Source organism: Streptomyces sp. SID12501, assembly GCF_010550245.1.
In the GTDB taxonomy this organism is placed as follows: domain Bacteria; phylum Actinomycetota; class Actinomycetes; order Streptomycetales; family Streptomycetaceae; genus Streptomyces.
The window spans coordinates 1-19772 of record NZ_JAAGLU010000075.1; the positions used below are offsets into that span (position 1 = coordinate 1).

The window sequence follows — 19772 nt, forward strand, 5'->3', positions numbered from 1 at the left end:
CGGCGGCGGGCCCGAGCGACGTGGGAAGCGCGCCGCGGGGGAAGGGCCGCAGCGGGCCCGTCGCGCTCGGCAGGGCGGTCGGTAGTGCCGTCGGGGGCGTGGTCGGGACGGGGGTCGCGCCGCCCATGGGGGCGCTCGCCGACGGGTTCGCCGTGGGGGCGCCGCCGACGGTGGCCGCCGTGTTGCCCGTGCGGTCGGCCGAGGTGCCCGTGTTTGTGTCCGAGTCCGAGTCCGGGTTCGCGCCGGTGTCCGCGTCCAGGTCGGACTGGGCCTGTGCCCTGCCGACGCCCACTCCGCCGTCGGGCGCCAGCCGTACGAGGCTCAGGACCCCGGCGGCCAGTGCGAAGCCGCCCGCCGCGAGCAGGACCTTGCGGGGGCGCGGCTTGCGGTGCCGGCCCCGGGGGCGGTTGAGGAGGGGCGTGGGCGGGGCCTCGGGTGCCGGAGAGGCAGGAGGCACAGGAGGCGCAGCAGGGGGCGGGGTAGGGGTCCATGGCCGGGCGGGGGCCTGGAACTGCGGCGGGACCCGGGGTGGGGTTTGGGGCGGGACCTGCGCGTGCCTTGGTGTGCCTGTCTCGACCGGCCTTGTCGTCGTGTCCGTCATCGCGATCCCTCCCCGTTGCGCTCGCGCCCCGGGTGCGCCGTGGCGGAGCGCACGTTATGCGCTCCCGGGAGGGGAATTTCAGGAGATCGGCGCCATGTCACCCGAACGAGAAGAGGGGGCCTGCGGGTCCCTTCTCCATCCGTTCTCCCTCCGTCCGTTCTTCCCCTGGGCGTGGGCGGGCTGCGATGATCGGGGCGGCCGTAGTTAACCCACGTTAACCAGGAGGGTGTCATGGGCGAGGAACGTTCCGAGGAGCGGTTCGGGGAGTTCGTCGTGGTGCGGCGGCACGGTTTCGTCGCCGAGCTGGTCCTCGATCGGCCGAAGGCCATGAACGCGGTCTCCTCCGCCATGGCCCGGTCCATCGCCGGTGCGTGTGCCGCGCTGGCCGCCGACCGTGACGTACGCGCGGTGGTGCTGGCCTCCACCCATGAGCGGGCGTTCTGCGTCGGGGCCGACCTCAAGGAACGCAACTCGATGTCCGACGCCGAACTGGTCCGGCAGCGGCCGGTGGCGCGGGGTGCCTACACCGGCGTACTGGAGCTGCCGATGCCGACGGTCGCCGCGGTGCACGGGTTCGCGCTGGGAGGCGGGTTCGAGCTGGCGCTGTCCTGCGATCTGATCGTGGCGGACTTCACGGCGGTGGTGGGGTTGCCCGAGGTGTCCGTGGGCGTGATTCCGGGGGGCGGTGGTACGCAGTTGCTGCCCCGCCGGGTGGGCGCGGCGCGGGCCGCCGAGCTGATCTTCACCGCGCGGCGGGTGGAGGCGGGCGAGGCGCGGGAGCTGGGGCTGGTGGACGTGCTGGTGGAGGAGGGGCGCGACCGGGAGGAGGCGCTGGCACTGGCGTCCCGGATCGCGGCGAACTCCCCGGTGGGGGTACGGGCGGCCAAGCGGGCATTGCGGGTGGGGTTCGGGCTGGATCTGCGGGCGGGCCTTGAGGTGGAGGACGCCGCGTGGCGGGCCGTCGCCTTTTCGGGGGATCGGGCGGAGGGGGTCGCGGCGTTCGCCGAGAAGAGGGCGCCTGTCTGGCCGGGGGAGTAGCTTTCCCGCCTCCGGCGACCTTGAAAGGACCTCTGTTCGCCCTCTCGATGTCTCAATTCATCCCAAACCTTCCTAACCTGGATCAATGGGTGAGGAAAGCCGGCTCCAGGCCGTCGTGACGCTCGCGCAGGGCATGGCCGCGGCGCAGAGCCCCCGCGAGTCCTGGCGTGCCGCCGCGCTCGGTGCCTGTCATGCGCTGGCCGGGAACTTCGCCGCGCTGTCGGTGTGGGAGCGGGAGCTGGGGCGGCTGCGGGTTCTGGTGAACGTGGGGGAGCGGGCCGCCGGCGAGGAGGAGTTCCCGGAGGGGGAGGCGTACCCCGTGCACCAGTTTCCGGAGATCACCGAGTTCCTGCACGAGCGATGGGCGGGCGGCGGTGAGCCCAACGCCTGGGTCGAGACGGCCGAGGGGCCCGCGCGCGGGCCGTCGGCGGGGCGTGCCGGGTACTGCCATCAGCGGGTCGCCGCCCTACGGCGCCGGGGGCGCGGCTGCTGTGTCGTCGCGCCCGTCGTGCTGCACGGGCGGGCGTGGGGCGAGCTGTATGTCGCCCGGCCTGTCGGTGCCCCCGTCTTCGGCCGTGCCGACGCCGACTTCGCCACCGTCCTGGCCTCCGTCGTCGCCGCCGGGCTCGCCCAGACCGAGCGGCTGGAGGAGGCCCGGCGGCTCGCCTTCACCGACGCGCTCACCGGGCTCGCCAACCGCCGTGCCGTGGACGCCCACCTCGACGAGGCGATCGAGCGGCACCGGCGGGACGGTGCCGTGGTCAGCCTGGTCGTCTGCGACCTGAACGGGCTCAAGCGCGTCAACGACACCCTGGGGCACGCGGTCGGGGACCGGCTCCTCGAACGGTTCGGATCGGTGCTGTCGCTCTGCGGGGCCATGCTGCCCGGCGCCCTCGCCGCCCGTCTCGGGGGTGACGAGTTCTGCCTGCTGGTGGTCGGCGCGCCCGCGGACGACGTGGTCCGGGCGGGTGTCGAACTGTGCCGTCGCGCCGCCGAGTTGGAGCTGGGGGAGGGGGTCGCTTGCGGGATCGCCTCGACCGCCGACGCGATCGGGCCGGTGCGGACGGCTCGCCGGTTGTTCCGGCTCGCCGACGCGGCGCAGTACCGGGCGAAGGCGGTCCACGCGGACCGGCCGGTCGTCGCGGGGCGCGAGGGTCCCGACGATCCGGTGGTCCGGCTCGCCGAGGGGCCCTCCGGGCGGGGGGCGGTTGAACGGCGGCGGTTCCGTGGGCGTCGGTCGTGAGGTGCGGGGTGTGAGGCGCGGGCCTTGCTGGGGGCTGCGCCCCCAGACCCCCCTCCGGCCCTGAACGGGCCTTGTCCTCAATCTCCCCCAGAGGGGGGACCCCCAGACGGGCTGGGGGTGCGGGCCGGTGCTTGGGGGTACGACCGGTGCTTGGGGCGGGCCGGTGTGCTGTAAGGGGTGTACCGGGCACCCGGTAGTGACATCTTCGAATTCACTGGTTACGCTCCTGAATATGGATATGCACACTGTGGTGGTGGGGACGTCCGGGACGTCCGCGGCCGACGTGCTCGCCGTGGCGCGTGGCGGGGCCCGGATCGAGCTGTCCGGGGAGGCCGTAGCCGCCCTCTCGAAGGCCCGCGGGATCATCGACGCGCTGGCCGCCAAGCCCGAGCCCGTGTACGGCGTGAGCACCGGGTTCGGTGCCCTCGCGAGCCGGCACATCAGCCCCGAACTGCGGGCTCAGCTGCAGCGCAACATCGTCCGCTCGCACGCCGCCGGCATGGGACCGCGGGTCGAGCGGGAGGTCGTACGGGCGCTGATGTTCCTGCGGCTCAAGACCGTCTGCTCGGGGCACACGGGCGTGCGGCCCGAGGTCGCGCAGACCATGGCCGACGTGCTCAACGCCGGGATCACCCCGGTCGTGCACGAGTACGGCTCACTCGGCTGCTCCGGCGACCTCGCACCCCTCTCCCACTGTGCCCTCACGCTCATGGGCGAGGGTGACGCGGAGGGGCCGGACGGAGTCGTGAAGCCGGCCGCCGAACTCCTCGCGGCGCACGGCATCGTCCCCGTCGAGCTGCGCGAGAAGGAGGGCCTCGCCCTGCTCAACGGCACCGACGGCATGCTCGGCATGCTGATCATGGCCCTCGCCGACCTGGACACCCTCTACAAGTCCGCCGACGTCACCGCCGCGCTCTCCCTGGAGGCGCTCCTCGGGACCGACAAGGTGCTCGCGCCCGAGCTGCACGCCATCCGGCCGCACCCGGGGCAGGGGGACAGCGCGGCCAACATGCTCGCCGTGCTGAAGGGTTCGGAGCTCACCGGGCACCACCAGGACGGCGCGCCCCGCGTCCAGGACGCCTACTCCGTGCGCTGCGCCCCGCAGGTCGCCGGCGCCGGGCGCGACACCATGGCGCACGCACGGCTCGTCGCCGAGCGGGAGCTCGCCTCGTCCGTCGACAATCCCGTAGTCCTGCCCGACGGGCGGGTCGAGTCCAACGGGAACTTCCACGGCGCCCCGGTGGCGTACGTCCTCGACTTCCTCGCCATCGCCGCCGCCGACCTGGGATCCATCGCCGAGCGGCGCACCGACCGCCTCCTCGACAAGAACCGCTCGCACGGGCTGCCGCCGTTCCTCGCGGACGACGCCGGTGTGGACAGCGGGCTGATGATCGCCCAGTACACGCAGGCCGCACTGGTCAGTGAGTTGAAGCGGCTCGCCGTACCCGCCTCGGCCGACTCGATCCCGTCCTCCGCGATGCAGGAGGACCACGTCTCGATGGGCTGGTCGGCGGCGCGCAAGCTCCGTACGGCCGTCGACAACCTCGCCCGGATCATCGCCGTGGAGCTGTACGCGGCCACGCGGGCCATCGAGCTGCGGGAGGGGCTGACGCCCGCGCCCGCGTCCCGGGCCGTCATCGACGCCGTACGGGCGGCGGGTGTCGAGGGGCCGGGCCCTGACCGGTTCCTGGCGCCCGACCTCGCCGCGGCGGACGCGTTCGTGCGGGGCGGGCACCTGGTCACGGCGGTGGAACCGGTGACCGGGCCGTTGCGGTAACTCCCTTACGGGGGAGGGCGAGCGGGGCCCTGCCGGTGTTGCCGGACAGGGCCCCGAACCGTTTTTCGCCGACTGCTTTCGCTACTTCAGCCTGGCCGACTGTGCCTTCACCACGGGGGCCGAGATGGTGTACGGCTTTCCGGACACGACCTTGCTGAGGTTGATCGTGGTGTACGCCGCGATGGTGTTCCCGTAGCGCACGACCTCGCCGTACGTGAAACCGGTCGCTCCGTCCGGTTCCTCCGGTTCGCCGGTCGCGGAGAACGCCACGGACTCGTCACCGACCCCGGACGCCTTCACCGGCGCGATCTTCGTGTACTTCGTGTTGTCCGTGCTGCCACTGATCGAGAAGCCGCCCGTGCAGCCGGCGACCGCGTCGGAGACGGCCTTCATGGCCTTCTCGGCGCCGTCACCGTCGTACGAGGAGAGCGTCAGGAAGGTCATGTCGATGTTCATGGACTCCGCGAACTCGGCCTGCCACTCCGCGTCGGGCACGTCGTCCGTGGACTCGGAAGCGGCGTCGGTGGGCTTCTTCGCGTCCTGGGTGACCTTGCCCTGTACGACGGCCGCCTCGTCGCCGGGCGCGAAGCCCGAGACGGCGTACGCGATCGGCGCGCAGACCTCCGCGGCGATCTTGAGGTCGCTCTTGGAGTCCGCGGCCTTCGCTTCCGCGGTGGTCGATTCGGCCTTGTAGCCGGTCACGTCGGCCGTGGTGACGAGCAGCTTCTCCAGCTCTGCCTCGGTCGCGGCCTTCGCCGTTTTCGCGGTCTTTCCGGCCTGCGTCGTCGCCGACGCCCCGGAGTTCTTGGACTCGTCGGAGTCCCCGCCACCACACCCCGTGATGAGGGAGAGCGCCAGTACACCCACGGTCGTCGTGGCGCACGCGCGCACCCTCGATGATCTCTTCATGAGCGGACTATGAACCGACAGTCAAATAAACGTCAAGTTGTTAAAGTTCCTCAAAAACCTGACGTTCGGCTCGGAAGCCCGTCAGAACCCCAGCCGCTCCCGCCGCAGCGAATACACCACGAACCCGGCGCCCAGAGCGAGCGAGAACGTGCCGCCGACGACGTACGGCGTGGTGTCGAAGCTGCCGGTGTCGGCGAGGCGGGTGCCGTCGCCGGCGGCCGAGTCCGAGGTCGTCGTGACCGTGGTGACGGTCGTACTCGTGGCCGTACTCACACGCGTACCCGTGCTTCCGGTGGTGCTGGATATGGAGATCTGCCGGGTGTTCTCCGACATCGTGGAGATGGACGTGCCCGCTCTGTGTCGCTGCTCCACCGGGTTCTCGGCCGTCGCGTTGGCGGACGGGACGAACCACAGGGCACCCAGCAGGGTGCCCGCGGCGGTGGCGGTCAACAACGATCGACGTGCGGATGACACGGAATATCGATCCCCTTGTGGCGCTGGCGAATTGGCCGTGACCCCGATGTTAATGACAGGCGTGGGTCGTGGGAAAGTTGAGGGAGCTGTGAGCCGTACGCTCTCCGACCATGAGTACATCAGAGACATCACGTTTTGTACGGCTTAGGGTGGAACTGATCGTCGAGGTCGACGACGTGGACGCCCTGACGAAGGCGGCGTTGCAGCGGATCGCCGGTGACACCGAGATGCCGGCCGACGAGCGCGTGCACGCCGAGGACACTGTGACGGAAGACACCGCGGAGGCGCTCGCGTACCTCGTGGATCCGTTCGACCTGGTCGGTGAGGTGCCGGGGACCGAACTGGCGCAGGCCTCGTGGAGCAGCGAGGAGATCGACTACGACCCGGATTCGCCGGATTGGGATCTGGACGAGGATGATGAGGCGGACGGCGACGAAGTGGTCGGCGAGCGGGTGGACGGCTGAGGCCGCTGGGGAAAAAGATGACCCCGGGCGGCAACCGCCGACCGGGGTTTCGTCGTCTCAGGAGAAGCAGTGACCGGCAGCGGCACCACGCGACCCGGTGGAGTACGGGATGAGCGACAGCTCCCTGTGACCCAGGCGACGTGGTGTCCCCCACACATCGAGTGAATGTGGAACGGGACGTACCGGTCGTAGCGTTGAGTTGAATCGTGTTACGGGGATCTGCAGGTTTCGTACGGGGACCCTCGCTGGTTTTGGTTGGGGATTCGGCAACGATGGAGAAGCGTGTGATGACGGACAGTAGGCGGCGCAAGGGTCTTATGGCCGCGTCCGCCCTGCTCGGTGGCGTGCTGGTGCTCTCTGCGTGCAGCGGAGGCGACAGCGACAGTGCCTCCAAGGGCGACAGCGGCACCGACACCTCGCAGGCCAAGGCCGACGAGGCGGCGGCCGAGAAGACCTCCGAGGCCCAGATCAAGATCACACCCGGGGACGGTTCGAACAACGCCTCCATCAACAACGCCGCCCAGGTGGCGGTGACCAAGGGCACCCTCACGGCCGTGGCGATGACGACGGCTGACGGTACCGCTGTCGCCGGTGAGATATCTGCCGACAAGACGAGCTGGAAGCCGAGCGCCCAGCTGGAGCGCGCCACCACCTACAAGGTGGCGGCGACGGCGAAGGACGCCGACGGCCGTGCCGCGCACGAGAACGCCTCGTTCACCACGGTCGCCGCCGCGAACAGCTTCGTCGGCTACTTCACCCCCGAGGACGGCTCGACCGTCGGTGTGGGCATGCCCGTGTCGATCAACTTCGACAAGGCGATCACCGAGAAGGCGGACGTCCAGAAGGCCGTCACGGTCTCCTCGACCAGCGGGCAGGAAGTCGTCTGCCACTGGTTCAACGACACCCGCATGGACTGCCGGCCCGACGACTACTGGCAGGAGAACTCCACCGTCACGCTGAAGATGGCGCTCGACGGCGTGGAGGGCGCGAGCGGTGTCTACGGCGTGCAGCAGAAGACGGTCACCTTCAAGATCGGCCGCAACCAGGTCTCCATCGTCGACGCCAAGACGAAGACGATGAAGGTCATGCACAACGGTACGGTCGTCAAGACCATCCCGATCTCCGCCGGTTCGCCCGAGAACAAGACGTACGAGGGCAAGATGGTGATGTCGGAGAAGTTCAAGGAGACGCGCATGAACGGCGCGACCGTGGGCTTCACCGACGACGACGGCAAGGGCGAGTACGACATCAAGGACGTGCCGCACGCCATCCGGCTGACCACCTCCGGCACCTTCGTGCACGGCAACTACTGGAGCTCCGACGGCACCTTCGGCAGCGCCAACGTCAGCCACGGCTGCGTCGGCCTGAACGACACCAAGGGCGCCAACGACAAGAACTCCGCGGGCTACTGGTTCTACGAGCACTCGATCATCGGCGACGTCGTCGACGTCCGGAACACCGGTGACAAGACCGTCGACCCGGCCAACGGCCTCAACGGCTGGAACCTGAACTGGGCGGACTGGAAGGCGGGTTCGGCGGTCTGAGGTCTCAAGGCCTCACTGACTGCCTGACTGCCTGACTGCCTGACTGCCTGACTGCCTGACTGCCTGACTGCCTGACTGCCTCACGCACACGCACCGCACGGCTTTCCGATGCCGCCCCCAGGGGCGGCATCGGTGTTTCCTGGGAAATTCCTGGGCTGATCACAGCCTTCTCATGCATCTCTTATGAAGGACTTATCCCGTCATCACGCGGTGTACCTAGCTTGCGGCCATGTTCTTCACCTACCTGAGGCGCGAACTGCGCCGCCGTCGTAAAGCGGCACTCGTCGTCGCCTCCGGGCTCGCGCTCGGCATCGCCCTGGTCATCGTGGTCACCTCGGTGTCCGCGGGCATGTCGAAGGCGCAGGACAAGGTCCTCGAGTCGCTGTACGGACTCGGCACCGACATGACCGTCACCAAGGCCGCCGCGGCCCAGACGGGCACCGGTGCCACCCAGCGCCCGCGCTTCCAGTTCGACGCGCGGCCCGACGACAGCGCCTCCGACGCGGAGCAGAGCAGCGACCGGGTGTTCGTCCAGGGCTTCCAGACCCTGGCCGCCTCGACGGTCACCAAGGTCGACACGCAGAAGGGCGTCTCGGACGCCGTCGGCGGACTGAGCCTCCAGGTCGTCAAGGTCAGCGGCCAGTTCAGGCAGGGCGAGTTCCAGCAGGACCAGCAGAGCGGCGGCAACCAGGGCGGCGGACGCCCCGGCGGCAACTCGACGGCCGCTCCCCAGGGGCGTGTCGAGGGTGGCGGCGCCAACTTCGACGTCAACAACTACTCGGTGTACGGCACGGACGTCACCAAGCCGGCCCTCGGCCCGCTGACCTCCTCGAAGATCACCAGCGGCCGTACCTTCACGACCGCCGAGACCGACGCCAAGGTCGTGGTCGTCGACGCCTCCTACGCCAAGGAGAAGAAGCTCAAGGTCGGCAGCACGGTCACCATCAAGAGCGTCAAGTACAAGGCGATCGGCGTCGCGACCCCCGAGAGCGGCGACTCGGCGGCCAACCTCTACATCCCGCTGAAGCAGGCCCAGACCCTCAGCGACTCCAAGGACAAGGTCACCACGATCTACGTCCAGGCGACCGACTCCCAGCAGATCACCGCGGTCAAGTCGACGATCCAGAAGAACATCTCGGGTACGACCGTCACGACGTCCGCCGATCTCGCGAGCACCGTCTCCGGGTCCCTGTCCACCGCCTCCGACCTGGCCTCCAACGTCGGCAAGTGGCTGTCCATCGCGGTGCTCGTCGCCGCCTTCCTGGTCGCGGGCCTGCTCACCTCCTCGGCCGTCTCCCGCCGGGTGCGCGAGTTCGGCACGCTGAAGGCGCTCGGCTGGAAGTCGGGCCGGGTCACCCGGCAGGTCGTCGGCGAGGCCGTCGTCAACGGGCTGGTGGGCGGCGCCCTCGGTATCGCGCTCGGCCTCGCCGGTGCGTATGTCGTCACCGCGATCAGCCCGGAACTCCAGGCAGAGGTGGGCAGTTCGGGCGGGAACGGCGGTGGCGGCTTCCCCGGCGGCGGCGGCGGTGGCGGCGGTGGCGGCTTCGGCCGGCAGGCCGCGACCAAGGCACTGACGGTCGCGCTCACCGCGCCCGTCGCGCTCTCCACCATCACCCTCGCGGTCGGCCTCGCCGTCGCCGGCGGCCTCATCGCCGGCGCCTTCGGCGGCTGGCGGGCGTCCAGGCTGCGCCCGGCGGACGCGCTGAGGCGAGTCGAGTAGGACGCGGGGTTCGACGGGGGCTTTCAGGGGCGCGGGTCCGCATTCCATATGCGGACCCGCCCCGATGGGGGTCCCCCCCCGATCGAGCGAAGCCGAGAGTGGGGGAGTGACCAGCTCCCACCGGCTCTCACCAGCCTCCACCGGCCCGCAGCCGGCAAACGACGACGCACCACCCCGAATCCCACCCAGGAGACACCCACATGTACGAACTCAAAGGCGTGACCAAGCGCTACACCCGAGGCAAGAAAACCGTCGACGCCCTCGCAGGTATCGACCTCACGATCGCCGACGGCGACCGCCTCGTCATCCAGGGCCCCACAGGCGGCGGCAAGTCCACGCTCCTGCAAATGCTCGGCGGCCTCGACCGCCCCACCGAGGGCAGCATCGACCTCGACGGCACAGATCTCGCCAAACTGTCCGAGAGCAGGCTCACCAAAGTCCGCAGCGAAAACATCGGCTTCGTCTTTCAGAGCTTCAATCTCATTCCGACCCTCTCGGCCCAGGAAAACGTCGAGACCGCTCTCGTACCACTCGGTGTGAAGGGCCGGGAGCGTCGCGAACGGGCCGCCGAGGCGCTGAAGTCGGTCGGGCTCGGGGAGCGGCTCGGACATCTTCCGGGGGAGATGTCCGGCGGTCAGCAGCAGCGTGTCGCCATCGCTCGTGCGCTGGTCAAGCAGCCGAAGGTGCTGCTCGCCGACGAGCCCACCGGGAACCTCGACGAGTCGATGCGCGACGAGATCATGGACGTACTCGAAACCATGTGGAAGGAGCTCGGGCTCACTTTCATCATGGTCACGCATGATTCGGCGATCGCGAAGAAAGCCCCGCGACTGGCGATCATCCGCAAGGGGAAGATCACCGTGAAGGAGAACGCGGGCTCGTAAAGTCCGTAAGGCCCGCAAGATTTCGTAACTGGCTCGTAACAGCCGAAAGCGCAATCCTCCAGTCTATTGAGTGACTGATCACCCCTCGGCATAATTCACGGTCGGGGGGTGTGCGCGCATGCGTACGAGAGTCCCCCGGCCGGGTGAACGGGGAAGTGCCCGGCACTTCAGCCAGCGCTCCAGGGGGAGACTTGCGCACAGAAGTGAAAAGAGCATGCGCGGCAACCGTGGCCACGGCGGCGGCTGTTGCCCTCGCGGCGGGCATGACCGGCCCGGCATCCGCGAAGGCCGACGCGAAGGGCGAGCAGCAGCGTGTGACCAGCGCTGCCCAGACGCTCAAGCCCGCGCAACGCATCACGCTGATCACCGGTGACCGGGTCGCCATCGACGCGAAGGGCCGCGTCGTCGGCCTGGAGCGGGCGGCGGGCCGCGACAGGATACCCGTGCAGATCCGCAAGGTCGACGGGCACACGCTCGTCGTCCCGGCCGACGCGGCCCGGCTGGTCTCGAGCGGCAGGCTCGACCAACGGCTGTTCGACGTAACGGAGTTGAACAAGGCGGCGACCCGCAAGTCCCAGCAGAAGGGGCTGAAGGTCATCGTCGGCTACACGGGGGCGGCGACCGCCACCAAGGCCGATGTCCGTGACGCGGGCACCCTTCGTCAGACGCTGAAGTCCCTGAACGCGGACGCCGTACAGACGCCGCAGAAGGACACTCCCGAACTCTGGGACGCGGTGACCAACGGCGACAGGACAGCCGCCGGGATCGCGCACGTCTGGCTCGACGGCACCGGCAAGGCCAGCCTCGACAAGTCCGTGCCGCAGATCGGCGCGCCGAAGGCGTGGGCGGCCGGGTTCGACGGCAAGGGCGTCAAGATCGCCGTCCTGGACACGGGCGTCGACGCCACCCACCCGGACCTCAAGGACCAGGTGATCGCGGCCAAGAACTTCTCCACGGCCACCAGCGTCACCGACAAGTTCGGTCACGGCACGCACGTCGCGTCCATCGTGGCGGGCACCGGAGCCAAGTCGGGCGGCAAGTACAAGGGCGTCGCACCCGGCGCCAAGATCCTCAACGGCAAGGTCCTGGACGACACCGGTTCCGGTGACTACTCGAGCATCATCGCCGGCATGGAGTGGGCGGCCGAGCAGGGCGCCCAGGTCGTCAACCTCAGCCTCGGCGGCCTGGACACCCCCGAGGTGGACCCGATGGAGGCGGCGGTCAACAAGCTGTCCGCCGAGAAGGGCATCCTCTTCGCCATCGCGGCGGGCAACGCCGGTCCGGAGTCGATCGATTCGCCGGGCAGCGCCGACGCGGCGCTCACCGTCGGCGCCGTCGACGACAAGGACCTGCTGGCCAAGTTCTCCAGCACCGGCCCGCGGGTCGGCGACGGCGCCATCAAGCCGGACGTGACCGCGCCCGGCGAAGACATCACGGCCGCCTCCGCCAAGGGCAGCCTCATCGAGCAGGAGGTCGGCGAGAACCCGGCCGGCTACCTCACCATCTCGGGTACGTCGATGGCGACGCCGCATGTGGCGGGCGCCGCGGCGATCCTCAAGCAGGAACACCCGGACTGGACGTACGCCGAGATCAAGGGCGCGCTCACCGGGTCGGCGAAGGGCGGCAACTACACGCCGTTCGAGCAGGGTTCGGGCCGTATCCAGGTCGACAAGGCCATCAAGCAGACCGTGATCGCCGACCCCGTGTCGGTGAGCTTCGGCACGCAGGCGTGGCCGCACACCGACGACACCCCGGCGACCGAGCCCCTGACCTACCGCAACCTCGGCACCACCGACGTCACGCTGAAGCTGACGGCGACCGCGACCAACCCGAAGGGCCAGGTCGCTCCGGCCGGCTTCTTCAAGCTGGCCGCGACGACCCTGAAGGTCCCGGCGGGCGGCACCGCCTCGGTCGACTACACCGTCAACACCAAGCTGGGCGGCACTCTCGACGGCGCGTACTCCTCGTACGTGACGGCGACGGCCGGCGCCCAGACCGTCCGTACGGGGGCGGCGGTCAACCGTGAGGTCGAGTCGTACGACCTCACGGTCAAGCACATCGACAAGGCCGGTCAGCCGACGGGCGAGTACAACACGGTCCTCTTCGGCTACAGCGGCCTGGCCACCAACCGCGCCTACCAGGTCCCGACGACCACCACCGGCATCACGACCATGCGGCTGCCCAAGGGCACGTACCTCCTGGACGGCTGGATCGCGAAGGACTTCACCAAGCCCGACCTGGGCGGCGAGGGCCTCGACTGGGTGGTGCAGCCGAAGCTGGCGGTCACCAAGAACACCTCGGTGACGATCGACGCCCGCACCACCAAGGCGCCGGACATCACGGTGCCGGACGCCGCCGCCAAGCCGCTGGGCGCGACGATCGACTACCTGTACGAACCGGCGTTCCTCGGTATCGGAGTCAACCTCGACTCCTTCGCGAACCTGCGGATGGCCCACCTCGGCCCGGAGGTCACCGGCCTCTCGCAGACCTGGTTCGGTCAGTTCAGCAAGGGTGCGGGCGCGGAGTACGACGCGATCACCACCGCCAAGGTCAAGAAGATCCAGGGCGACAAGGTCCGCCACTTCAAGGCGAGCGAGTTCGCCACGGTGTCCAACCGGCTCGGTTCCGGAGCACCTGGCAAGACCGGTGCGCTCGGCGTGATCGCCTTCCTGCCCGAGGACGTCGGCTTCGGCGCGCTCGTCGAGCAGGCCCTGCCGGCCACGCGTACGTTGTACGTGTCCACGGGTGAGAAGGTCCAGTGGTTCTTCGACTTCTTCCAGTTCAAGGGCAAGGACGCACAGGGCTTCCCGATCCCCGAGGCGTACTACTCGCTCGGAAACGTGCCGAAGGTGAAGCCGGGCGGCAAGTACGCGCGCACCTTCAACACCGCCGTCTTCGGGCCTCGTCTGCTTCCGGACTACGGCGTCTTCCGTGACGGCAACTACATCTACGGGCTTGTCCCGCTGTTCTCCGACGGCGCGGGCCACCCCGGCTCGTCCGACTTCACGTCGGTGACGACGACGCTCTACCGCAACGGCCAGAAGGTCGGCACGAACGACGACCCGCTGTTCGGCGGGAAGGTGTTCACGGTTCCGGCGGGCGATGCCGCGTACAAGCTGACGACGTCGGTCAAGCGCAGCGTCAAGGTCGCCCAGGCGTCCACGCGGATCGACGCGAGCTGGACGTTCCGCTCCAAGAAGCCGGGGGAGCGCGGGGCACAGCTCCCGGTCTCCTCGGTCCGCTTCAACGCGGCCGTCGGCCTGGACAACAAGGTCGCGGCGGGCACGAAGGCCACGTTCCCGGTCGTCGTCGAGGGCGCGGCGCGCGGCAGCAACCTGAAGTCGCTGTCGGTGTACGCGTCGTACGACTACGGCAAGACCTGGAAGAAGCTGACGGTGAAGAACGGGAAGGTCACCGTCGTGAACCCGGCGAAGGGGGCGGCGATCTCCTTCCACGCGAAGATCAGCGACAAGAAGGGCAACAAGTCGACGATCTCGATCTACAACGCGTACTACGGCAAGTAGAACGCGTACTCGTACTCGTACTCGTACTACGGCGAGTAGGCCGCCGTTGAGGTAGGAGTTGGCGGACGGCCGGTCGGGGGGATCCCCCGGCCGGCCGTCCGTGCGTTTCAGCTCTTCGGGAACCTCAGGCGCCCGTACCCGCCCTCGTCGCGTCCCGTCCCCAACTGGCCAGCAGGCGCAAGGCCTCCGCCGACGGGGATCCCGGTTCCGCGTGGTAGACGAGCAGGGTCTGGTCGCCGTCGTCCGGGAGCCTGAACGACTCGAAGTTCAGGGTCAGTTCGCCCACCAGGGGATGCCGGAACCGCTTCACCCCGTAGCTCTTCTCCTTGACGTCGTGGGTCGCCCACAGCCGCCGGAACTCCTCGCTCTTCACCGACAGCTCACCCACCAGCGCGGCCAGCCTCGGGTCCTCCGGATAGCAGCCGGCGTCCATCCGCAGATGGCAGACGATGTCGATCGCCTTCTGCTCCCAGTCCATGAACAGGTCGTGGTACTCGGGCCGCAGGAACACCAGCCGCGCCCAGTTCCGGTCCTGCGGCGGCAGCTCGGCCCAGTCCCCGAAGAGGGACGCGGTCATCGCGTTCCACGCCAGGATGTCCGTACGCCGCCCGGCGATGTACGCCGGTGCCCCGTCGATCGTGTCGAGCAGCTGCCGCAGTGTTCCGCGCACGACCTGCGCCCGCATCGACGGCTTCTTCTTGTGCTGCTTCGGCTTGGCGAGGTGCGTGAGGTGGGCGTGCTCCGCGCCCGTCAGCCGCAGGGCGCGGGCGATGGCGTCGAGGACCTCCGCGGAGACGTTCCGCCCGTTGCCCTGTTCGAGCCGCGTGTAGTAGGCGACGGACACCCCGGCCAGCTGGGCCAGCTCCTCGCGGCGCAGCCCGGGCACCCGGCGGTGCCGCCCGAAGTCCGGCAGCCCCACATCCTCCGGCTTGAGCCGGGCCCGCCGGGTGCGCAGGAACTCGCTGAGCTCGGCACGCCGGTCCAGGGCACCCCCGGCTCCGGCTCCGGTCCCAGCCCCGGTGTTCTGCCCGTTCCCGGAGGCGTTCGCCGGATATGTGCGATCGGCGTGATCGGGATGCTCGTCCATACGGTCCAGTATTCCCGGTCGTACGAACACGAGCCTGACCCCGCCAGTGGTAGGACCGCTGGACGTACGCAGAAGCGTGGACTGGGTGAATGCGGGAACCTTGGGCAGACTGAACGTCGCACCCGGTCAGAAGGCGGCCGGGCGCGAATCCCCCCGAGGAGAACTCCCGGCATGACCACTGTCGCTGCATACGCCGCCCCGTCCGCCAAGGCTCCCCTGGAGCGCACCACCATCGAGCGTCGTGAGGTCCGCGAGTTCGATGTCCTGATCGACATCAAGTTCGCCGGTATCTGCCACTCCGACATCCACCAGGCCCGCGAGGGCTGGGGCGAGGCCACCTTCCCGATGGTCCCCGGCCACGAGATCGCCGGTGTCGTCGAGGCCGTCGGTTCGGGCGTCACCAAGTTCGCGGTCGGCGACCACGTGGGTGTCGGCTGCATGGTCGACTCGTGCCGCGAGTGCGAGAACTGTGTGGCCGGCCTGGAGCAGTACTGCACCGGCGGCGGCATGATCGGCACGTACAACGCCGTCGACAAGAACGGCGAGCCGACCTACGGCGGCTACTCCCAGAAGATCGTCGTGGACGAGAACTACACCGTCCGCATCCCCGACGGCCTGGCCCTCGACGTGGCCGCGCCGCTGCTCTGCGCCGGCATCACCACGTACTCCCCGCTGAAGCACTGGAACGCCGGCCCCGGCAAGAAGGTCGCGATCCTCGGCATGGGCGGCCTCGGCCACATGGGCGTCAAGATCGCGCACGCGCTCGGCGCCGAGGTCACCGTCCTCTCGCAGTCCCTCCGCAAGAGGGAGGACGGCCTGAAGCTGGGCGCGGCGCACTACTACGCGACCAGCGACGAGGCGACCTTCAAGGAGCTGCGCGGCACCTTCGACATCATCCTGTCCACGGTCTCGGCCCCGCTGAACCTGGACGCCTACCTGTCCCTCCTCAAGACGGACGGCGCGTTCGTGAACGTCGGCGCCCCCGAGGAGCCCGTCGCGCTGAACCTCTTCTCGGTGATCGCCGGCCGCAAGACCCTCGCCGGCTCCGGCATCGGCGGCATCCAGGAGACCCAGGAGATGCTGGACTTCTGCGCCGAGCACGGGCTGGGCTCCGAGATCGAGCTGATCAGCGCCTCGGAGATCAACGAGGCGTACGAGCGGGTCCTGGCGAGCGATGTGCGGTACCGGTTCGTGATCGACACGGCGACGATCTGATCTGTTGTGTGAAGGGCTCGTGAGGTAAGCGTGAGGTGTGGGCCCCGGCGGGTGGTGAACGCCGGGGCCCACACCGCTGTGAGCTTCCGGTTCGGCAACCGAGTCGCTATGGACAGTGACTGGCCTCGGTGCCTCGTTTCACTTCGCGCTGGGCGAGCACCTTCCAGTCCTTGCCGAAGGAGACCGGCGTGCCCTCGCCCCAGTTCGTCGGGTCCTCGGACGTCGGCAGCATGACCAGCTGGATCTGGAATGTGACGCCGTTGTCCGCGGCCACACCATCGCCGAGCGTCGCGGCCCCGGTCCAAGTGAGCTGCTGGTGCTGAGGGAAGGACACGTGCAACTGCGGATAGCTCGCCTCGTAGACTGTGACGAAGACGCCGATGACCTTGTCCTTGGGGGCTGGAGCTGTCAATTGCCCGTTGACGATCTCGCACCAACCGATGGTCGGCGCATCGGACCCCACCACCAGGGTCGACTCCAGCTTCTTCTCCTCCTTCTCCTCCTCGTTCTTCTCCTTCTCTTTCTTCTTCGAGGTCTTCCTCGCCTCGTCCTCGTTGCCGTGCGGTTGGCCGACGGGGGTCCGGGCGGTTCCCGACTTGTCGTCGGACTCGTCTCCCGGGACGTCGATGAAGGTGACAGCGAGGGAGACGATGGTGGCGATCGACGCTGCCACGGTGAGATACGCCCCGAGCCGTTGCCGCCAGCGAACACGGGAACCTTGTGGCGATGGGTCGGGTGTGGCGGCCGGGTCCGACGGAGCGTCGGGCTCCCCGGAGTCCGGCGACGTGGAATCGGCGTCGGCATCCAGTGGGCGCGAGGGGGTGGCGGACATGGCGGAACTCCGATATTCGGGCAGGGCTGACAGCGATGCGGAAGAGAAGCGGCGGGCAGAGTGGCCGCTCGCGCAGGTACAGCCCAGCCTCACAGCTCCGCACGCTGGAATCGGCCTCCTCCGGCGGCGCTTCATTCCAATCGGTGAAATTGGGGTACGAAGGTGCACTGGGCGCAAGTTGTCGCACAGAGTGCGCCGGTTCGCTCCTGAAACGGCGTGCGCCGGCTCCTTCTTGCCTGCCGCAAGAGCTGCCGGGCTCGCGACTGTCGCCGTCAGCCGGACACACCGGGGCCGACGGGCGGTCCCTTCGGCCACCGGCGCTGCCACAGCGCCGACAGATGATCTCCGTCGAGGTCCTCGGCCAACCCGTTGACCCGTCATCCCGTCGTCCACGTTATGCGGGTCGTCCGGTCCCGTCGCTGGTGTCCTCGAACGTCCACACGGCGTGGGCGCCCGGGCCTACGACCAGGGTCGAATGGCCGAGCTGTTCATCGTGGCGGTGGCTCACCGGTCGGTTGAGTGACATCTCGACCCGCCGCATTCCCGCGTGTTCGCGCGCGACGACGTCGTAGCGGATCGTGGTGCCGCCGCCCTTCGCGACGATGCCGCCGTCCGCCACCGACCGGACGGCGAAGCCGCCTGCCCGCAGCAGCGGCACCGTGCTGGCGAGGTCGCGTGCGGTGACCGCGAGGCGGACCGAGGTGATGTCCCGCATCAGGTGGTCGCGGTAGAGGTCGGACAGATAGCGTTCCCGGCCGACGTCACCGGGGAAGGCGGCCGGCTCGGTGTTGCTGCGCGGGTCGGCGAAGTACTCGGGCGTGTACTCCATCGCCCAGGCGCCGTACGCGTCGTACTGGACGGTGGTGAGGGCCGCGTCGAACCACGGCACCGGGACGCCGTCGCCGAAGTCCCGCGTCTGCTGGAACAGGACCGGGTCGCTGACCCCTTCCGCCCGCAACCGCTCGATGACGGTGGCCAGATCGCCTGCCCGCTCGGTCGACAGGCCCGTTCCGGCGGAGCCGAGGGTGCCGTCCTGGCCGGGTACGTCGCCGACGCCGAACAGTTCGAGGTAGGTCTCGCGGCCCATCAGATACCGGCCGGTCCAGGTCTCTCCGCCGGCCCCGCTCGTGGTGCGGACCTGGAAGTTGGCGAACCTCCGCAGATAGGCGGAATGCTCGACGGCGTCGGCGGTCTCCCGGTCGAACACCCCGTATGCGTGGTTGTAGTAGAGCAACTGCCTTTCAGGCGAAGGTGGTTGGTTCTCCCGGGCGGACGTCGCGCTCGCAGCACCACCCTGTACCGCCGCTGCGAGGGCCACAGCGATGACGATGATCATCCGTAACGTTCTTCGAAGCAGCATGTCAGCGATGGTAGGGCGGAGGATTTGCGTCCGCTGCTGATTTCCACGACATGCGGGCGCGCCGGTTCGGCCGCCGTGAGTCGATCGCGGCCGTTGCCTGATTCGCCCCGCGTCTTCGATCGACGGTGACGCACAATGGGGCGGTGATCGACGGTACTTCGCCGCCAACGGCCGCCCAACTGCCACCTCGTCTGATCGGCGACGGCGAACTGACCGGGCACTCCGTCGTGGCCAACAGCACGATGAACCGCGAACGGGTCCTGACCGGCGTCAACAGCTACACGCGCGAACTCGGCCTCGATCCAGCGGAGTTCCTCGACGATCGCGGCCCGGCGCCCTCCTGGCTCGACCTGTGCAGCGGAGAAGGGCATGCGCTGCGCGCGGCGGCCCAGCAACTCCCTCAGGCCGTGATCACCGGCGTGGACCTGGTCGGCCCACTGCGTCCGACGCAGCCGTCCAACGGCCTCGAACTCATCACCGCCGACCTCTGCCAGTGGTCCCCGGCGCGCCGGTACGACCTCGTCACCTGCGTCCACGGCCTCCACTACGTCGGCGACCGCCTCGCCCTCCTGGAACGGGCGGCCTCCTGGCTCACCGACACCGGCCTGCTGATCGCCCACCTGGACCCGGCGACACTACGGCGCCCCGACGGCACCGACGCCTCCCGCCCGGTCCTCGCGGCACTGCGCGCCGCAGGCTTCGACTATTCGGCCCGGCACCATCGGCTGAGCCTGCGGGGCGGGAGGTCGGTCAGGCTTCCCTTCACCTACCTCGGGGCCGACCCGGAGGCGGGCCCCAACTACACCGGGCAGCCGGCCGTCGCGTCGTACTACGGCGACGGAGCGGTAGGGCGGTAGCTGTACGGGAGGCGGCGAAACCGTTCGGGCTGCTCAGGGGGTCGTGGTGCCGCCGAGGAGCACGAACGGGCCGCGACCCTCGCTGCCGTCCGGCAAGCGCCAGCCGGCGGTGATGTGCCCTAGGGCCTGTGTGGAGTTGTGATCAAGGCTGTGATCCGAGGTGTCGGATCCAGAGGAGGCCGGCACATAATTCGAGTCCGGCCTGGTAGCTTTCAGGCTTTTTGTCGTAGCGGACGGCGAGAC

15 protein-coding genes and 2 pseudogenes are annotated in these 19772 nt (G+C 69.2%); 10 read left to right on the plus strand and 7 right to left on the minus strand.

The window, feature by feature from the left end:
* Positions 1 to 457, minus strand: a pseudogene (locus tag G3I71_RS43660) (hypothetical protein); the annotation flags it as partial.
* A 375-nt stretch (positions 458 to 832) separates the two neighbouring features.
* Here G3I71_RS43660 and G3I71_RS43665 point away from each other — a divergent pair.
* The 3 genes from G3I71_RS43665 (at position 833) to hutH (ending at position 4659) form a co-directional block, all read left to right on the plus strand.
* The gene (locus G3I71_RS43665) at positions 833 to 1639 is read left to right on the plus strand and encodes an enoyl-CoA hydratase-related protein (RefSeq protein WP_164324208.1); all 807 of its coding nucleotides are present in this window, start codon (positions 833 to 835) and stop codon (positions 1637 to 1639) included.
* Between the two features lie 85 nt (positions 1640 to 1724).
* On the plus strand, positions 1725 to 2882 hold the full coding sequence (locus G3I71_RS43670; RefSeq protein ID WP_164324210.1) for a diguanylate cyclase: 1158 nt from the start codon (positions 1725 to 1727) through the stop codon (positions 2880 to 2882).
* 238 nt (positions 2883 to 3120) lie between these two features.
* Positions 3121 to 4659: a histidine ammonia-lyase gene (hutH, locus tag G3I71_RS43675; RefSeq protein WP_164324227.1), complete on the plus strand. Its 1539-nt coding sequence runs from the start codon at positions 3121 to 3123 to the stop codon at positions 4657 to 4659.
* An 81-nt stretch (positions 4660 to 4740) separates the two neighbouring features.
* Here the strand turns inward: hutH and G3I71_RS43680 are convergent, their stop codons facing one another.
* Both G3I71_RS43680 and G3I71_RS43685 read right to left on the minus strand, forming a co-directional pair.
* A complete protein-coding gene (locus G3I71_RS43680; RefSeq protein ID WP_203732944.1) occupies positions 4741 to 5568 on the minus strand; it encodes a hypothetical protein in 828 nt (275 codons plus the stop codon).
* An 81-nt stretch (positions 5569 to 5649) separates the two neighbouring features.
* The gene (locus G3I71_RS43685; protein WP_343243272.1) at positions 5650 to 6042 is read right to left on the minus strand and encodes a cell wall protein; all 393 of its coding nucleotides are present in this window, start codon (positions 6040 to 6042) and stop codon (positions 5650 to 5652) included.
* A 110-nt stretch (positions 6043 to 6152) separates the two neighbouring features.
* Between G3I71_RS43685 and G3I71_RS43690 the strand changes: the two genes are divergently transcribed.
* The 5 genes from G3I71_RS43690 to G3I71_RS43710 all read left to right on the plus strand — a co-directional run bounded on the left by G3I71_RS43690 (position 6153) and on the right by G3I71_RS43710 (position 14178).
* A complete protein-coding gene (locus G3I71_RS43690) occupies positions 6153 to 6506 on the plus strand; it encodes a hypothetical protein (protein WP_164324212.1) in 354 nt (117 codons plus the stop codon).
* A 272-nt stretch (positions 6507 to 6778) separates the two neighbouring features.
* A complete protein-coding gene (locus G3I71_RS43695; RefSeq protein ID WP_164324214.1) occupies positions 6779 to 8050 on the plus strand; it encodes an Ig-like domain-containing protein in 1272 nt (423 codons plus the stop codon).
* Between the two features lie 229 nt (positions 8051 to 8279).
* Positions 8280 to 9770, plus strand: coding sequence for an ABC transporter permease (locus G3I71_RS43700; protein ID WP_164324216.1), 1491 nt, complete (start codon positions 8280 to 8282; stop codon positions 9768 to 9770).
* 200 nt (positions 9771 to 9970) lie between these two features.
* Positions 9971 to 10654 carry an ABC transporter ATP-binding protein gene (locus G3I71_RS43705; protein WP_164324218.1) on the plus strand — a complete coding sequence of 228 codons (684 nt, stop codon included), beginning with the start codon at positions 9971 to 9973 and terminating at the stop codon, positions 10652 to 10654.
* A gap of 203 nt (positions 10655 to 10857) precedes the next feature.
* Entirely contained in the window at positions 10858 to 14178 is a 3321-nt protein-coding gene (locus G3I71_RS43710) for a S8 family peptidase (protein WP_343243273.1), read from the plus strand.
* Between the two features lie 124 nt (positions 14179 to 14302).
* On the opposite strand, the gene G3I71_RS43715 is transcribed toward G3I71_RS43710, so the two are convergent.
* Entirely contained in the window at positions 14303 to 15265 is a 963-nt protein-coding gene (locus G3I71_RS43715; protein ID WP_164324220.1) for a helix-turn-helix domain-containing protein, read from the minus strand.
* 171 nt (positions 15266 to 15436) lie between these two features.
* Between G3I71_RS43715 and G3I71_RS43720 the strand changes: the two genes are divergently transcribed.
* On the plus strand, positions 15437 to 16480 hold the full coding sequence (locus G3I71_RS43720; RefSeq protein ID WP_164324223.1) for an NAD(P)-dependent alcohol dehydrogenase: 1044 nt from the start codon (positions 15437 to 15439) through the stop codon (positions 16478 to 16480).
* A 106-nt stretch (positions 16481 to 16586) separates the two neighbouring features.
* Here the strand turns inward: G3I71_RS43720 and G3I71_RS43725 are convergent, their stop codons facing one another.
* Both G3I71_RS43725 and G3I71_RS43730 read right to left on the minus strand, forming a co-directional pair.
* Positions 16587 to 17153, minus strand: a complete 567-nt coding sequence (locus G3I71_RS43725) for a hypothetical protein (protein ID WP_164324225.1) — start codon at positions 17151 to 17153, stop codon at positions 16587 to 16589.
* A gap of 553 nt (positions 17154 to 17706) precedes the next feature.
* Positions 17707 to 18648 carry a DUF5829 family protein gene (locus G3I71_RS43730; RefSeq protein ID WP_164324234.1) on the minus strand — a complete coding sequence of 314 codons (942 nt, stop codon included), beginning with the start codon at positions 18646 to 18648 and terminating at the stop codon, positions 17707 to 17709.
* Positions 18649 to 18815: 167 nt separating this feature from the next.
* Between G3I71_RS43730 and G3I71_RS43735 the strand changes: the two genes are divergently transcribed.
* Positions 18816 to 19529, plus strand: coding sequence for a methyltransferase domain-containing protein (locus tag G3I71_RS43735; protein WP_343243274.1), 714 nt, complete (start codon positions 18816 to 18818; stop codon positions 19527 to 19529).
* Between the two features lie 33 nt (positions 19530 to 19562).
* On the opposite strand, the pseudogene G3I71_RS50555 reads toward G3I71_RS43735, so the two are convergent.
* Positions 19563 to 19772: pseudogene (locus tag G3I71_RS50555) on the minus strand (hypothetical protein); the annotation flags it as partial.